Here is a 15,439-nt window from a genome sequence, read left to right on the forward strand (position 1 = left end):
GGAATAGGGGAATAAGGGAGTAGGGGAATAAGTGGGAGGAAACATACTCCCTTACTCCCTACTCACTTACTCCCTTACATAATGAAACGGGAGCGATTTCATGGCAGGCACTGCTGCTCACGCGGCCCATGACGACCACAAGCCGCATGGCTGGGTCCGCTGGGTCTATTCGACCAACCACAAGGATATCGGCACGCTCTATCTGATCTTCGCGATCATCTCGGGCATCATCGGCGCCGCGCTGTCCATCGCCATGCGCGCCGAATTGCAGGAGCCGGGCATCCAGATCTTCCACGGCCTCGCCTCCATGGTCTACGGCGTCGAGGGCGACGCGGCGCTGGATGCCGGCAAGCACATGTTCAATGTGTTCACCACGGCGCACGCGCTGGTCATGATCTTCTTCATGGTCATGCCCGCGCTCATCGGCGGCTTCGCCAACTGGATGATCCCGCTGATGATCGGCGCACCCGACATGGCGTTCCCGCGCATGAACAATGTGTCGTTCTGGCTGCTCCCGCCGGCCTTGCTGCTCGTCATCATCTCCATGTTCGTTCCCGGCCCCGCCGGCGCCTGGGGCTCCGGCGGCGGCTGGACGATCTATCCGCCCTTCTCGACCTCCGGCCAGCCGGGCCCCGCGATGGACTTCGTCATCCTCGGCCTCCATATCGCCGGTGCGTCGTCGATATTGGGCGCGATCAACTTCATCACGACGATCCTCAACATGCGCGCCCCCGGCATGACGCTGCACAAGATGCCGCTCTTCGCCTGGGCCGTGCTGATCACCGCCTTCCTTCTGCTGCTCTCGCTGCCGGTTCTGGCGGGCGGCATCACCATGCTTCTGACCGACCGCAATTTCGGCACGACCTTCTTCGCGCCCGATGGCGGCGGCGACCCGATCCTGTTCCAGCATCTGTTCTGGTTCTTCGGCCATCCGGAAGTGTATATCCTGATCCTGCCGGGCTTCGGCATCGTCAGTCACATCGTCTCGACCTTCTCGAAGAAGCCCGTCTTCGGCTATCTCGGCATGGCCTATGCCATGGTCGCCATCGGCGTCGTCGGCTTCATCGTCTGGGCCCACCATATGTATACGGTCGGTTTGTCGCTCGACACGCAGCGCTATTTCGTCTTCGCGACCATGGTGATCGCGGTGCCCACCGGCATCAAGATATTCTCTTGGATCGCCACGATGTGGGGCGGCTCGATCACCTTCCGCACCCCGATGGTCTGGGCGATCGGCTTCATCTTCCTCTTCACCATCGGCGGCGTGACTGGCGTCCAGCTCGCCAATGCCGGTCTCGACCGCGCCCTGCACGATACTTACTACGTGGTCGCGCATTTTCATTACGTGCTGTCGCTCGGCGCCGTCTTCGCCATCTTCGCAGCCTGGTACTACTGGTTCCCGAAGATGACCGGCTACATGTACAATGAGTTCATCGGCAAGCTGCACTTCTGGGTCACCTTCGTCGGCGTGAACCTGATCTTCTTCCCGCAGCATTTCCTGGGTCTGGCGGGCATGCCGCGCCGCTATATCGACTATCCCGATGCATTCGCCGGCTGGAACATGGTTTCGTCATATGGCTCCTATATTTCCGGCTTCGCGGTGCTGATCTTCCTCTACGGTGTGTTCGAGGCTTTCGCGAAGAAGCGCGAGGCCGGGGCCAATCCGTGGGGCGAAGGCGCGACCACGCTGGAATGGCAGCTCTCCTCTCCGCCGCCGTTCCACCAGTGGGAACAGCTGCCGCGCATCAGGTAAGGGAATAGGGGAGTAAGGGAATGAGGGAGTAGGGAAAAACATATTCCCTTACTCCTCTACGCACTTACTCCCTTCATTACGAAGGCAAGCATTATGGCCCTGGTCGATCAGAACAACGAAAACGGCGTCCGCCTTTCCGAGGCGCGGGCGGGGGATTACCTCGCCCTGTTGAAGCCGCGGGTCATGTCGCTTGTCGTCTTCACCGGGCTGGTGGGGCTCATGCTTGCGCCTGCGCATGTGAACCCGGTGCTGGGCACCATCGCGATTCTCTGCATCGCGGTCGGCGCCGGCGCGTCGGGCGCGCTCAACATGTGGTATGACGCCGATATCGACGCTGTCATGAAGCGCACCCGCAACCGCCCGATTCCGGCGGGCATCATCTCGCGTGAGGAAGTGCTGGTCTTCGGGCTCGTCCTCTCGGCTTTCTCGGTGGTGACGCTGGGCCTCTTCGTCAACTGGCTCTCCGCCGCGCTTCTCGCCTTCACCATCTTCTTCTATGCCGTCGTCTATACGATGTGGCTGAAGCGCTCCACGCCGCAGAATATCGTCATCGGCGGCGCGGCGGGCGCGTTCCCGCCCATGATCGGCTGGGCCGCCGCCACCGGGCAGGTGAGCTGGGAAAGCCTGTCGCTCTTCATGATCATCTTCCTGTGGACGCCCCCGCATTTCTGGGCGCTGTCGCTCTTCACCACCAATGACTACGCCGCCGCCCGCATCCCCATGATGCCGAATGTACGCGGCGAGGCCTCCACCAAGCTGCAGATTCTGCTCTATACGCTGCTCGTCGCCCCGGTCGGCGTGCTGCCCTGGGTCATGGGCTTCGCCGGGCCGGTCTATGGCGTGGTGTCGGCGCTGCTGGGCGTCACCTTCGTCGCCTACGCCTTCCGCCTCTGGCGCGCACCACTGCCCGAACTGGCGCTGAAATCGGCCAAGAAACTTTTCGGCTTTTCGCTTCTTTATCTCTTCGGCCTGTTCGCGGTTCTCCTCGGAGAGATCATCGTAATGAACGCCGCGCATTGGATGGGTGCATGAGGATGACGCAAATGCCCAACCAGCTCGAAACTGTCAGCCTCACCGACAAGCAGAGAAAAGCCCAGCGCAGCCGCTCGCTCGCCATCGCCATCGCGCTCGCGCTGTTCGTGGTGCTGGTCTATGTGGGGACATTTGCCAAGCTTGGCGCGAATGTGTTCGTAAGGCCGATGTGAGGGGGATTCCTGTTTCGATGTCATCGCTAGGCGCCCCCCTCTGTCCTGCCGGACATCTCCCCCGCAAGGAGGGAGATTACGCCTTCATTGAGGTTCGTCACCAATCGCGGGCGCTGAAGGATGAGGGCCGACAGGCGTGCCAGCCAATCTCCCCCCTTGCGGGGGAGATGCCCGGCAGGGCAGAGGGGGGCGCTGTCCCGCCGGCGTTTCCATTCCGGGGTAGAATATCATGACGGAAGTGACGAAGCCGGTAGCAAACACCCACCGCTCCAACCGCAAGGTAGCCATCGCCTGCGTCGCGCTCTTTTCGTCGATGGTCGGGCTTGCTTACGCCTCCGTGCCGCTCTACCGGCTCTTCTGCCAAGTGACCGGCTATGGCGGCACGACGCAGCGGGTCGAGCAGATGTCCGACGTCATCCTCGACCGTACCATCAACGTCCGCTTCGACGCCAACACATCCGGCTCGCTGCCCTGGGATTTCAAGCCGAAACAGCGGCAGGTGTCGCTCAGGATCGGCGAGACGAAGCAGATCAGCTATGAGGGCCGCAATGTCGCCGGGCAGCCGACATCCGGCCGCGCCACCTTCAACGTGACGCCGGAGCGCGCCGGGGCCTATTTCAACAAGGTGCAGTGCTTCTGCTTTACCGATACGACGTTGCAGCCCGGCGAGGACATGGACATGCCGGTGGTGTTCTTCGTCGACCCCGACATCGTCAACGATCCGGACTTGAAGGATATAAGGACGATCACGCTTTCCTATACGTTCTTCTCCATCGACAAGCCGCAGCCCGTCGCCCAGAGCGCCGGGCAGAAGGCCGGGGAGGGGAACGGAAACTTGTAGAGGGGTCCGGTGTTATCCATCCGGGCCTGCATTGGTAAAAGAGAGCCTCGCCACATGGCGAAGCGGGGATGAAGACGAACCTTGGGGATTGAAATGGCTGACGTTCACCAGAAAAATCACGATTACCACATCATTGATCCGAGTCCGTGGCCATTCTTGAGCTCCGTCGGCGCCTTCGTGCTGGCGCTGGGCGGCATTGCCTATATGCGCTGGCTGAACCAGAGCGATCTGCACCTGTTCGGCATCAATTTTGTCGGCCCGTGGCTGTTCGTCATCGGTCTCGTGCTGGTGCTCTACACCATGTATGGCTGGTGGGCGGCGGTCATCAAGGAAGGCAACGAGGGCTACCATACCCGCGTCGTCCAGATTCACCTGCGCTATGGCATGATCATGTTCATCGCCTCCGAGGTGATGTTCTTCGCCGCCTGGTTCTGGGCCTTCTTCGACGCGAGCCTCTTCCCGAACGAGGTGCATCAGGTCGCCCGTGCTGCTTTCACCGGCGGCGTCTGGCCTCCGAAGGGCGTTGAGGTGCTCGACCCGCTGCACCTGCCGCTCTATAACACCGTCATCCTGCTGCTGTCGGGCACGACAGTCACCTGGGCGCACCATTCGCTCTTGCAGAACGACCGCAAGGGCCTCGTCTGGGGCCTGGCCCTGACGGTCGCGCTGGGCGTGCTCTTCTCCTTCGTGCAGGCCTATGAGTACATGCACGCCCCGTTCGAGTTCAAGAACTCGATCTACGGCGCGACCTTCTTCATGGCCACCGGCTTCCACGGCTTCCACGTCATCGTCGGCACGATTTTCCTCCTCGTCTGCCTCATCCGCGCCATCCGCGGCGACTTCACCCCGAAGAACCATTTCGGCTTTGAGGCGGCGGCCTGGTATTGGCACTTCGTCGACGTCGTCTGGCTCTTCCTTTTCTTCGCCATCTATGTCTGGGGCGGCTGGGGCGCTCCGATGTTCGAGGGGTAAGAACTAGCACCCCTCCTTCCCCCTTGCAGGGAAGGTGCCCGCGCTAGCGGGCGGATGGGGGTGGTGACGTTTGCGCTTTTGCTGGAGACCTTGGCACAAACGTCACCACCCCCACCCGACCCTTCGGGCCACTTGCTGGGGCGAGCCACGGGTCTCGCCCGTCCTTCGGACCCCCGCAAGGGGGAGGGAGGGTGCACGCCCGTTCGGCGAAGCTGCCCTATGAGGTCAAACCATGCCCCACACCCCACCACTACCCACATCCGTAGAGCCCATCCGCGCCGGCATCCTCGGCCGCTGCCCGCGCTGCGGGGAGGGACGGCTGTTCGAGGGCTATCTGACGACCGCCAGACAATGCAACCATTGCGGCCTCGACTACGCCTTCGCTGACTCCGGCGATGGCCCTGCCGCCTTCGTCATCCTCATCATTGGCTTCATCGTGGTCGGACTGGCGCTGTGGATGGAGGTATCGTTTGGACCCCCGCTCTGGGTGCATTTTATCCTCTGGGTGCCGCTGGCGATCATCCTCAGCCTCGTTCTTCTGCGCTGGATCAAGGGCATCCTCATCACCCTGCAATACCGCAACAAGGCGGCGGAAGGCCGTCTCGACCAATGACCGGGACTGTTGCGAAGCGCGGCGGTTTCCCCTGGGTCGTGGCCGCGTTGAGCCTTGCCGCCTTCTGCGTGCTCATCGCGCTCGGCACATGGCAGGTGGAGCGGCTCAAATGGAAGGAAGGGCTGCTTGAGACGATCCGCGAGCGTGTCGCATCCGCGTCGCGCCCGCTGGCCGAAATCGAAGCGCTCTATGCCAAGACCGGCGACGTCGAATATTGGCCGGTGACCGTGACGGGCCGGTTTCTGCATCAGGGCGAGCGGCATTTCCTCGCCACCCATCAGGGCCGGTCGGGCTTCTACGTCTATACGCCGCTGGAAATCGCCAATGCCCGGGCCGTCCTCGTCAATCGCGGTTTCGTCCCCTATGATCGCAAGGACGCCGCCACGCGGGCCGAAGGCCAGATCGCCGGAGAGGTGACGATATCAGGCCTCACGCGCAATCCCCTGGTGGAGAAGCCGTCTTCGCTCGTGCCGGACAATGATCCGGTCAAGAACATGTTCTACTGGAAGGACTGGGCGGCGATGGTGAAGACGGCGGGTCTCGACCCCGCAAGGACCGTGCCCTTCTTCATCGACGCCGGCACCGCGCCCAACCCCGGCGGATTGCCGGTCGGCGGCGTCACCATCATCGACCTGCCCAACAACCATCTGCAATATGCGGTGACGTGGTATGGACTGGCGGCGGCTTTGGCGGGGGTGGTTGGCGTATGGGTCTGGCGGCGGCGCGGGTAAGAGGTTAAGAGTGGTGCCAAGCACCGCGCCCCTCCTTCCCCCCTTGCGGGGAAGGTGCCCGCGTCAGCGGGCGGATGGGGGTGGTGACGTTTGCGCTTGCTTCGAAGAACCGTGGCGCAAACGTCACCACCCCCACCCGACCCTATCGGGCCACCCTCCCCGCAAGGGGGAGGGAAGGGCGCGAACCTGTCGCCGCGGCAGACATCGAAGAAGGTTCAAGAATGACCCAAAAACACCCCCTCACAATCCGCCTGTGCGGACCGCGCGGCTTTTGCGCCGGCGTGGACCGGGCGATTCAGATCGTGGTGCTGGCGCTCAAGAAATATGGCGCGCCGATCTATGTGCGCCATGAGATCGTGCATAATCGCTATGTCGTGCAGGGGCTGCAGGCGCGGGGCGCTGTCTTTGTCGAGGAACTGGACGAAATCCCCGAGGCGCATCGCGGCCAGCCGGTCGTCTTCTCCGCCCATGGCGTGCCGAAATCCGTGCCCGAAGACGCGATGGCGAAGAACCTCTTCTATCTCGACGCCACATGCCCGCTCGTCTCCAAGGTGCACAAGCAGGCCATGCGCCATCAGCGCCTGGGCCGCCATGTCATCCTCATCGGCCATTCCGGCCATCCGGAAGTCATCGGCACCATGGGGCAATTGCCGGAGGGCTCGGTGACCCTCATCGAGACCATGGAAGACGCGGAAGCCTACCAGCCGGAGGACCCGTCGAAGCTCGGCTTCGTCACCCAGACCACGCTTTCGGTGGACGATACGGCAGGCATCGTCGCCGTGCTGCAGCGCCGCTTCCCGGAACTGACGGCCCCCGCAGCCGAATCGATCTGCTACGCCACCACCAACCGGCAGGAGGCGGTGAAGGCGGCGGCGCCCGGCTGCGACCTGTTCCTCATCGTCGGCGCACCCAATTCCTCCAATTCCAAGCGCCTCGTCGAAGTGGCCGAACGCGCCGGCGCGCGCCAATCCATGCTGGTGCAGCGCGCCGCAGACATCGAATGGGACCGCATCGGCGACATCTCGACCGTGGGTCTGTCGGCGGGCGCTTCCGCCCCGGAGATCATCGTGGACGAGATCATCGAAGCCTTCTCCGACCGTTACGACGTCACCATCGACCTCGCCGAAACCGCCATCGAGACGGAGAACTTTCTCGTCAATCGCGAGCTGCGCGATGTGGAACTGACGCCGCGGGATATGGCGTTTGTGAACGGGGAGAGGTAGTGAGTAGTGAACAGTGAGATAGTGAGGTAGGGCTATTTTACTATTTCACTACTCACTATTCCCTATCTCACCGGATTCCCATGGCAGTCTACACCGACATCAACGAGATCGAACTCGCCGCCTTTCTGGACCTTTATGACATCGGCTGCCTCACGTCCTACAAGGGCATCGCCGAGGGCGTGGAGAATTCCAACTATCTGCTCCACACCGACAAGGGCTCCTTCATCCTGACGCTGTATGAAAAGCGGGTGAACCGGAACGATCTTCCGTTTTTCATCGGGCTGATGCAGCATCTGGCGACAAAGGGTATTGACTGCCCTTTGCCGGTTCGCCGGAAGGATGGCGGGACGATCGGCGAGCTCGCCGGCCGGCCCGCCGCCATCGTCACGTTCCTCGAGGGCATGTGGATGCGCCGCCCGACCGTCGCCCATTGCCACGCGGTCGGCGAGGCGCTGGCGCGGCTGCATCTGGCCGGGCAGGATTTTCCCATGCGGCGCGAGAATGCGCTCTCCGTTGCCGGCTGGCGTCCGCTCTGGGAGAAGGCGAGGGACCGCGCCGACGAGGTGGAGCCGGGGCTGGTGGCGGAAGCAGAAAGCGATCTCGCCTTTCTGGAAGCGAACTGGCCCTCGACGCTGCCGTCAGGCGTCATCCACGCCGATCTCTTCCCTGATAATGTCTTCTTCCTGGGCGACCGGCTTTCCGGGCTCATCGATTTCTATTTCGCCTCGACCGATCTGCTCGCCTATGACGTGGCCGTCTGCCTCAATGCCTGGTGCTTCGAGAAGGATTTCTCCTTCAACCTGACCAAGGGCACGGCGCTGCTTCATGGCTATAATTCCGTCCGCCCGCTCTCTCCGCAAGAGGCCGCAGCTCTGCCGATCCTAGCGCGCGGCGCGGCGCTGCGCTTCATGCTGACGCGGCTTTACGACTGGCTGACGGTTCCCGATGGCAGCTTCGTCGTCAAGAAGGACCCGATGGAATATGTCCGTCGCATGCGGTTCCACCGCCAGATCAATTCGCCGGCCGAATACGGGCTGGCCGGAGAACATGTATGAAAATGATCGAAGCTTTCACCGATGGCGCGTGTTCGGGCAATCCGGGGCCGGGCGGCTGGGGCGTGGTCTTGCGCTGGAACGGGCAGGAGAAGGAGCTTTCCGGCGGCGAGCCCAACACCACCAACAACCGCATGGAGCTGATGGCGGCGATCTCGGCGCTCTCCTCGCTGAAGGAGCCCTGCGAGGTGCAGCTTTACACCGACTCGAAATATGTCATGGACGGCATTTCCAAATGGATTCACGGCTGGAAGAAGAACGGCTGGAAAACAGCGGACAAGAAGCCGGTGAAAAATGGCGAGCTATGGCAGGCCCTGGATGAGGCCAACCGGCGGCATAAGGTGACGTGGCATTGGGTAAAGGGCCACGCCGGCCATCCCGAGAACGAGCGAGCCGACGCGCTGGCGCGGGCGGGCATGGAGCCGTTCAAGCGGGGAGGGGCGCGGGTTTCTACGACGGTGGTGGGGTAAGCAGTTATTGGGCGAGCGATGGCGCTTGAAGCACCCCCTCTGTCCTGCCGGACATCTCCCCCTCAAGGGGGGAGATTGGCTGGGAGGTCCACTTTCGCCAGTCACCAATGTTGCAGAATTAATCGTCAACATCGCAGAATAAAGAGCCGTCATCCCCCCTTGACGGGGAGATGTCCGGCAGGAGAGAGGGGGGTACTGTCCCGCCGACGTCTCCAATGTGCAAACCTACAGCAGCTTCAACATCTCCGCCGCCCCTGACGTCACCGCCTGGCCCGGCTTTTCCTCGACATTGAGCGCCTTCACCACGCCATCCTCAACCAGCGCCGAATAGCGCTTGGACCGCGTGCCGAAGCCCGCGCCGGACATGTCGGCATCGAGGCCCATGGCCTTGGTGAAAGCGGCATTGCCATCGGAGAGATAGACGATCTTGCCTTCGCCGCCGGTGCTCGCCGCCCATGCGCCCATGACGAACGGGTCGTTGACAGCCACCACGGCGACCGTATCCACACCCTTGGCAATGATGGCGTCGTAATTTTCCAGGTAGCCCGGCAGATGGTTCAGGCTGCAGGTCGGCGTGAATGCGCCGGGAACGGCAAACAGCACCACCTTCTTGCCTTTGAACAGCTCCTCGCCGGTCATATCCTTGATGCCATCGGCGGTCTTGACCTTGAACGTCGCCTCGGGAATTTGGTCGCCAACCGTAATCGTCATGAAACCCTCCTTTGAAACTATCGGATGGGCTAGAGATATAGCCTGTCCGGCTTCCGTCAAGGCAATTCCACTTTCCCCGAAACGGCCTTGTCGCCCTGCACGAGCGTATATTCGACTTTCGCCGGCTTGGCCCATTTGTCGGAAGCGCTGAGAATTTTGCTGGAGAAGCGCTCGCCATGAAGCTTTGGCGCCGCGAATCCCAGCGTTTCGCTGGTGATGTATAGTTCGGCGGGGCCGTTCTGGTCGGGCAGTCGGACGTCGAAGATCGCCTTCCCATCTTTGCGGGCTGCCTGCAGGATGCCGAATTCCGGGGATGCAGGCTCGGGCAAGCGGTCGAAGGCGGCACTGACCAAAGTATGCGCCAGCGCATCCTTCTCGCCCGGCGTCACCGGCAGATCGAATTCCGCCTGCATGGGAATGCAGATCGTCTCGCACAGACCGAGAAACACATGGCCCTTGACGCGCGTCGGCGCATCCGCCTTGTCGAGTTCGAAGGTCACGGGCAGCAGCACGGAATGTTTGTAACCCGTCGTCCCGTCGGGCAAACGCTGCGGCGCGGGAAAGGCGATTTCGCTGCCTGCTACATTACTGCTTGCCGAAAGGTCGAGCTGCGGCGGCACGCCTGCATCGCCCGGGTCGCGCCAATAGGTCTTCCAGCCATCGGCAAGGTCGATCTGGATCGCTCCGCGCAAGCGCTTCTCCGGCTTTTCCGGCACATCGATAAGCAGCCGCACCTTGCCGCCCGCCGCCTCCGCGAAGGGGGAACTTGCGGCAAAGCCGGCGCTTGGCGCGAAGAAGACTGCGAGCAGGAGAGCGAGGAGGATAAAGCTATTTTTCATCGGTGAAAATTGCCGTGGAACGATGGCTTTATCAAGCCGTTTGCTAACAAGAATAAACCGCGTTTGCGGAAATCTCTTTGCCATTTTCCGATCCGTTGCTACCTTTGTCCCCATGGATATTCTCAACACGACACCAAGAAACAGAGGGTTTCTAAACGGACAGTTCCTCATCGCCATGCCCAGCATGGGCGATGACCGGTTCGCGCGTACGGTTGTCTATATCTGCGCCCATTCCAGCGAAGGCGCCATGGGCTTCATCATCAATCAGGTCCAGTCGCTGCGCTTCTCCGACCTGCTGGTGCAGCTTGGTGTGATAGGCGAGGAGGAGGCCATCAGCCTGCCCGAAGCCATGCGCCATATCCATGTCCGCAATGGCGGGCCGGTGGACCAGAGCCGCGGCTTCGTCCTCCATTCGGACGATTACATGGTGGATTCCACCATGCCCGTCGCAGACGATATCTGCCTAACCGCGACAGTCGATATCCTGCGCGCCATCGCCGGCAATGGCGGCCCGTCGCAGGCGCTGATGGCGCTGGGCTATTCCGGCTGGGCGCCGGGACAACTGGAAGCCGAAATTGCCGGCAATGGCTGGCTGACCTGCCCCGCCTCGCGCGATCTGCTTTTCGACGGCGACATCTCCACCAAATATGAGCGTTTGCTCGCCCATCTCGGCATTGATTTGTCGCGGCTGGTCAATGATGTGGGGCATGCGTGACGGCGCTTAGCTACGTCCGTTTCGAAAGCCTCAACATTCCCGCCGCTCGTACGTCATTCACTGCACGGATGAGCTTGTCGGTGAATGCCTGGCTGAATTGTCCGCGAGGCGTACGATCCTCTAAAGTATAGGACTTTTCCAAAATATCGGCATTCAACTCGTCGACCATGACCCAGAGGCGCAAATCACGGTCGAGATTGGCCCTGAGCGCTTCTGTCTCCGGGATCAGGACAGCCTCGCGGCCCGTTGCAGGTTCCTTGCTTGTGATCGGCGCAATGAACAGCAAATGATTTCCGGCATGGTCTTTCACCACCAGAACAACGCAACTCGGCCTCTTTTTACGACCTTCGGTTTCGCCCCGATCCGCCTGCCATTTCCAGAGATAATGATATTCGATAATCTGTCCGGCCTTGGGAAAATCAGCGGCCACGGAAATGGTCCTCGACCCCCTTATCCCAGAGCTTGCCCAGCTCTTCCGGCATGTCTGCCACATCGATAGCTATTTGCGAATTTGCGCTTTTCATAAGCGCTTCGTAGCGTTCCATGGACATGACCACATAACGGGGCTTCCGGTGCTTTGTGATAGCGACGGGAGCGACGGACGCAGCTTCGAACAGATCGCCTGTGTTACGCGTAAGGTCTCCGGCTGCAAACTTTCGCATACTGCCTCCAATTGTCAGAATATCAAGAATATACAGAATTTCTTAATGTTCGACAAGGAGCATATAAATTCGGCGCCTTGATGTGCCGCGGCCATGCTCTACATCACGCCGCCGCCGGCTCCAGCTGCTCCTTCAGCAGCCGGCTTGCCGCATCCGCTGACATCGGCTGGCCGAACATGAAGCTCTGCACATATTCACAGCCGAGCTGGCGCAGATGGAGGGCGTCGTTCTCGTTGTCCACGCCTTCCGCGACTGCCGTAAGGCCGAGATCGTGCGCCATGGAGACGATGGAGCGCAGCAGCGTCGCCTTCTGCGCCTGGTCGCTGCGCACGAAGGAGCGGTCGATCTTGATCATGTCGAAGGGGAAGCGGGTCAGATAGGAGAGCGAGGAATAGCCCGTGCCGAAATCGTCGAGGGACAAGCCCACGCCCATGTCCTTGATCGCCGAAAGCACATGCGCGGACTGTTCCGGGTTTTCCATGATGACGGATTCCGTCAGTTCCAGCTTGAGGCTTCCCGGCGCGATATGGGTGCGCGAGAGCACGGAGCGCACATCGCTGATCAGATCCTGCCGGATCAATTGTGTGCTCGACAGGTTGACGGAGACGAAGATATCCATGCCGGGGAAGCTTTCGCGCCAGCTGAACACGTCCTGCGCCGCCTGGCTCATGGCGAAAAGGCCGAGCTGCACGATAAGGCCCGAGCTTTCGGCAACCGGGATGAACTCCGAAGGCGGCACCGCGCCGCGCCGTGGATGCTCCCAGCGCAACAGCGCCTCGAAGCCGGCGATGCTGCCATCGTCCAGCCGCACGATGGGCTGGTAGACGAGGGCGATCTCTTGCCGCTCGATGGCGCGGCGCAGATCCGATTCCATCTGCAACTTGTCGCTGCCGATGGCGCGGAAGGCGGGGCGGAACGGCTCGATCCGGTCGCCGCCATAGCGCTTGGCCTGATACATCGCCAGCTCCGCGTCCTTGACCAGATCTTCCGCGTTCGATGCTGCGCTCGTCCAGGTGATGAGGCCGATGGACGCGGTCAGCACGATCTCGCGCTTGGCATAGGCGATGGGCGCGCGCACGGCCTGCTTCAGCGCTTCGGCGAAGGCGGCGATGCGCGCCGGGTCGCTTTCGGAGGTGAGCAACAGGCCGAACTGATCGGAGGCAAGACGCGACAGCGTGTCCTGCGGTTTCATCAGCCGGTGAAGGCGGCGCGAAATCGTCAGCAGGATCGTGTCGCCCGCCGACATGCCGAGGCTGTCATTGACCTGCTTGAAGCGGTCGATATCGATGACGAAGACGGTCGGCCGCAACTTGCTCTCATTGCGGGCCATGTGGATGACATTGTTCAGCCGGTCGAGGAACAATTCGCGGTTCGGCAGCCCGGTCAGATTGTCATGCACAGCGTCGTGCAGCAGCCGCTCCTCTGCCTTTTTCTGCTCGGTCACGTTGATGAGCGTGCCGACGCAGCGGACGATTTCGCCATCCGAGCCGATCACGGGCCGCGCCCGCAGCGCGAACCAATGGTAATGCCCGTCGCTGGCGCGCAGGCGGAAGGTTTGGGCGATGCGCCCGCGCCGGTTTTCGAGAATGGCATCGAGGGTGGAGCGGAAACGGTCGCGGTCGTCGGTGTGCATGGCGGGCAGCCAGTTGCGCACGGGTCCCTGCAGCTGGCTCGCGCTTGCGCCGAGCAGATTGTCGATGTCGGGCGTCGTCACCACGCGGTCACGCGGCACGTCCCAATCCCAGACAATGTCGCCCGAGCCGATGATGGCGAGCGCCTGCCGCTCCATGTCGGAGAAGAGGCCGTGATGCAGCGCCCCGCCGGCAAAGGCATGCTGCATGACGGTGAAGCCGATGAGAAGCACGATCAGCACCAGCCCGCCGCCCAGCGCCGGCTGCACGATGTCATTGTCGAGGCGGCCGGAAATGGTAAGCCACGCCCCGCCGATCCAGACGAGAATCAGAATCCAGGTCGGGATCAGCATGATCGCCCGGTCATAGCCCTTGACGGCGAGATAGCCGATGATGGCGACGCCGGCGACGCCTGTGAGCGCGAAGGAGATGCGCGCAATGCCCGAGGCGATCGGCGGATCGATGAAGGCGACGCCGATCAGCGCCATCAGGCTCAGCACCCATGTCAGCGCGCCATAGCTGAAATGGTCGTGCCAGCGGTTCAAATTGAGATAGGTGAAGAGGAAGATCACCAGCGTCGCCGCGAGCCCTACCTCCGTGCCCGCGCGCCAGATCTGCTCATTGCCAGGCGTGATGGCGATGAGCTTGTTCCAGAAGCCGAAGTCGACGCAGATATAGGCGAGCACCGCCCAGGCGAGCGCCGCCGTCGCCGGGAAAAGCGACGTGCCCTTGACGACGAAGAGGATGGTCAGGAACAGGGCCAGCAGGCCGGAAATGCCGAGGATGATGCCACGATAGAGCGTATAGGCGTTGATCGTGTCCTTATAGGCCTCCGGTTCCCATAAATAGACCTGCGGCAGGTTGGGCGAGCCGAGCTCGGCGACCAGTGTCACCACCGAATTCGGATTGAGCGTGATGCGGAAGACGTCAGCGTCCGGGCTCGCCTGCCGGTCTAGCGCGAAGCCTTCGCTGGGGGTAATGGAATTGATGCGGGTCGAGCCCAGGTCCGGCCAGATGAAGCCCGAGCCGACGAGGCGGAAATGCGGCGCGACGATCAGCCGATCGATCTGCTCGTCGGTCGGGTTGGCGATGGCGAAGACCGCCCAGTCGCCCTGGCCGCGCTTGTCATTGGCCTGCACCTCGATGCGCCGCACGATTCCGTCTGGGCCGGGCGCGGTCGAAACCTGAAAGCTCTCGCCCTGATTCCGGAAGATTTCGACCGCGCGGGAAAGGTCGAGCGCGGTGTCTTCCTTGGAAATTTTGATAGGTTCGAACGCAAAGGACGGTGCAGCGCCGCTGACGGCAAACAGCACGAACAGAAAAATGCAGGAGAGCATTTTCAGCGGGCTGTAAGAGAAACGTGACACTATCGGGCGCCTCTAACCATACGTCTGTCGGTTTCGATGAGCGAGTAGAGGACATGGTCCTGCCACAAGCCATTGATCTTGAGATAGGAGCGTAGAAGTCCCTCTCTCTGAAATCCGGCTTTCTCGAGAAGCCTTGTGGATCGCATATTATTGGGAATACAGGCAGCTTCGAGGCGGTGCAATCTCAACTCGTCGAATGCGAAGGGGATAACCAGTTCCAGCGCTTCGCTCATATAGCCTTGGCCCGCAAATGGCGCGCCGCACCAATAGCCGATCTGCCCGCATTGCGCGACGCCGCGTCTGATATTGCCGAGCGTGATGCCGCCGATGAGCCGGTTATCGGAATTGCGCAAGAGAAAGAACGGATAGCCCGTTCCCGCCTGCGCTTCCTCCTGATAGCGCCGGATGCGCAGGCGGAAAGCGCCGCGCTCCAGATCGTCTTCGCTCCAGCGCGGCTCCCAAGGCGTGAGGAATTCCCGGCTTTCGGCTCGCAGCGCCGCCCAAGCCTTGTAATCGCCCAGTGCCGGGGCGCGGAGATAGATACGCGCCCCGCGTAAGGAGAAATGATTGCTGCTCCTGGCGAAGGGCAGGGCGATCATGGTTCTACGCCAATCGGCTCGCGGCGAGCATAGTGAACGGTATTCGCATTGCCTT

15 protein-coding genes and 1 pseudogene are annotated in these 15,439 nt (G+C 61.8%); 11 read left to right on the top strand and 5 right to left on the bottom strand.

Annotated features, from left to right (window positions below):
* Window positions 1-100: 100 nt before the first annotated feature.
* The 10 genes and pseudogenes from ctaD (at window position 101) to rnhA (ending at window position 8,860) form a co-directional block, all read left to right on the top strand.
* Window positions 101-1,753: a cytochrome c oxidase subunit I gene (ctaD, locus tag ACOWVG_RS02000; protein WP_420959791.1), complete on the top strand. Its 1,653-nt coding sequence runs from the start codon at window positions 101-103 to the stop codon at window positions 1,751-1,753.
* Window positions 1,754-1,846: 93 nt separating this feature from the next.
* Window positions 1,847-2,785: a heme o synthase gene (locus ACOWVG_RS02005; RefSeq protein ID WP_420959792.1), complete on the top strand. Its 939-nt coding sequence runs from the start codon at window positions 1,847-1,849 to the stop codon at window positions 2,783-2,785.
* An 11-nt stretch (window positions 2,786-2,796) separates the two neighbouring features.
* Entirely contained in the window at window positions 2,797-2,958 is a 162-nt protein-coding gene (locus ACOWVG_RS02010) for a hypothetical protein (RefSeq protein WP_420959793.1), read from the top strand.
* Window positions 2,959-3,187: 229 nt separating this feature from the next.
* Entirely contained in the window at window positions 3,188-3,799 is a 612-nt protein-coding gene (locus tag ACOWVG_RS02015; RefSeq protein ID WP_420959794.1) for a cytochrome c oxidase assembly protein, read from the top strand.
* 93 nt (window positions 3,800-3,892) lie between these two features.
* Complete coding sequence (locus ACOWVG_RS02020; protein WP_420959795.1) at window positions 3,893-4,771, top strand: cytochrome c oxidase subunit 3; 879 nt, start codon at window positions 3,893-3,895, stop codon at window positions 4,769-4,771.
* A gap of 212 nt (window positions 4,772-4,983) precedes the next feature.
* Window positions 4,984-5,384: pseudogene (locus tag ACOWVG_RS02025) on the top strand (DUF983 domain-containing protein).
* Window positions 5,381-6,115, top strand: a complete 735-nt coding sequence (locus tag ACOWVG_RS02030) for an SURF1 family protein (protein WP_420959796.1) — start codon at window positions 5,381-5,383, stop codon at window positions 6,113-6,115. Before ACOWVG_RS02025 ends, ACOWVG_RS02030 begins: the two are co-directional and overlap by 4 nt.
* A 221-nt stretch (window positions 6,116-6,336) precedes the next feature.
* Window positions 6,337-7,338: a 4-hydroxy-3-methylbut-2-enyl diphosphate reductase gene (gene ispH, locus ACOWVG_RS02035; RefSeq protein WP_420959798.1), complete on the top strand. Its 1,002-nt coding sequence runs from the start codon at window positions 6,337-6,339 to the stop codon at window positions 7,336-7,338.
* A gap of 80 nt (window positions 7,339-7,418) precedes the next feature.
* A complete protein-coding gene (locus ACOWVG_RS02040; protein ID WP_420959799.1) occupies window positions 7,419-8,393 on the top strand; it encodes a homoserine kinase in 975 nt (324 codons plus the stop codon).
* Window positions 8,390-8,860: a ribonuclease HI gene (gene rnhA, locus ACOWVG_RS02045; protein WP_420959801.1), complete on the top strand. Its 471-nt coding sequence runs from the start codon at window positions 8,390-8,392 to the stop codon at window positions 8,858-8,860. The genes ACOWVG_RS02040 and rnhA overlap by 4 nt, the downstream gene beginning before the upstream one ends.
* A 225-nt stretch (window positions 8,861-9,085) precedes the next feature.
* On the opposite strand, the gene ACOWVG_RS02050 is transcribed toward rnhA, so the two are convergent.
* Complete coding sequence (locus ACOWVG_RS02050; protein WP_420959802.1) at window positions 9,086-9,571, bottom strand: peroxiredoxin; 486 nt, start codon at window positions 9,569-9,571, stop codon at window positions 9,086-9,088.
* A gap of 56 nt (window positions 9,572-9,627) precedes the next feature.
* Window positions 9,628-10,410: a protein-disulfide reductase DsbD domain-containing protein gene (locus ACOWVG_RS02055; RefSeq protein ID WP_420959803.1), complete on the bottom strand. Its 783-nt coding sequence runs from the start codon at window positions 10,408-10,410 to the stop codon at window positions 9,628-9,630.
* Window positions 10,411-10,522: 112 nt separating this feature from the next.
* Between ACOWVG_RS02055 and ACOWVG_RS02060 the strand changes: the two genes are divergently transcribed.
* Window positions 10,523-11,125 carry a YqgE/AlgH family protein gene (locus ACOWVG_RS02060; RefSeq protein ID WP_420959805.1) on the top strand — a complete coding sequence of 201 codons (603 nt, stop codon included), beginning with the start codon at window positions 10,523-10,525 and terminating at the stop codon, window positions 11,123-11,125.
* A 10-nt stretch (window positions 11,126-11,135) separates the two neighbouring features.
* On the opposite strand, the gene ACOWVG_RS02065 is transcribed toward ACOWVG_RS02060, so the two are convergent.
* The 3 genes from ACOWVG_RS02065 to ACOWVG_RS02075 form a co-directional block, all read right to left on the bottom strand.
* Complete coding sequence (locus tag ACOWVG_RS02065) at window positions 11,136-11,555, bottom strand: hypothetical protein (protein WP_420959806.1); 420 nt, start codon at window positions 11,553-11,555, stop codon at window positions 11,136-11,138.
* Window positions 11,556-11,890: 335 nt separating this feature from the next.
* Window positions 11,891-14,755, bottom strand: coding sequence for a putative bifunctional diguanylate cyclase/phosphodiesterase (locus tag ACOWVG_RS02070; protein WP_420960154.1), 2,865 nt, complete (start codon window positions 14,753-14,755; stop codon window positions 11,891-11,893).
* A gap of 29 nt (window positions 14,756-14,784) precedes the next feature.
* On the bottom strand, window positions 14,785-15,384 hold the full coding sequence (locus tag ACOWVG_RS02075) for a GNAT family N-acetyltransferase (protein WP_420959807.1): 600 nt from the start codon (window positions 15,382-15,384) through the stop codon (window positions 14,785-14,787).
* Window positions 15,385-15,439 lie beyond the last annotated feature (55 nt).

It is taken from the genome of Brucella sp. IR073 (assembly GCF_049065735.1).
GTDB lineage: Bacteria > Pseudomonadota > Alphaproteobacteria > Rhizobiales > Rhizobiaceae > Paramesorhizobium.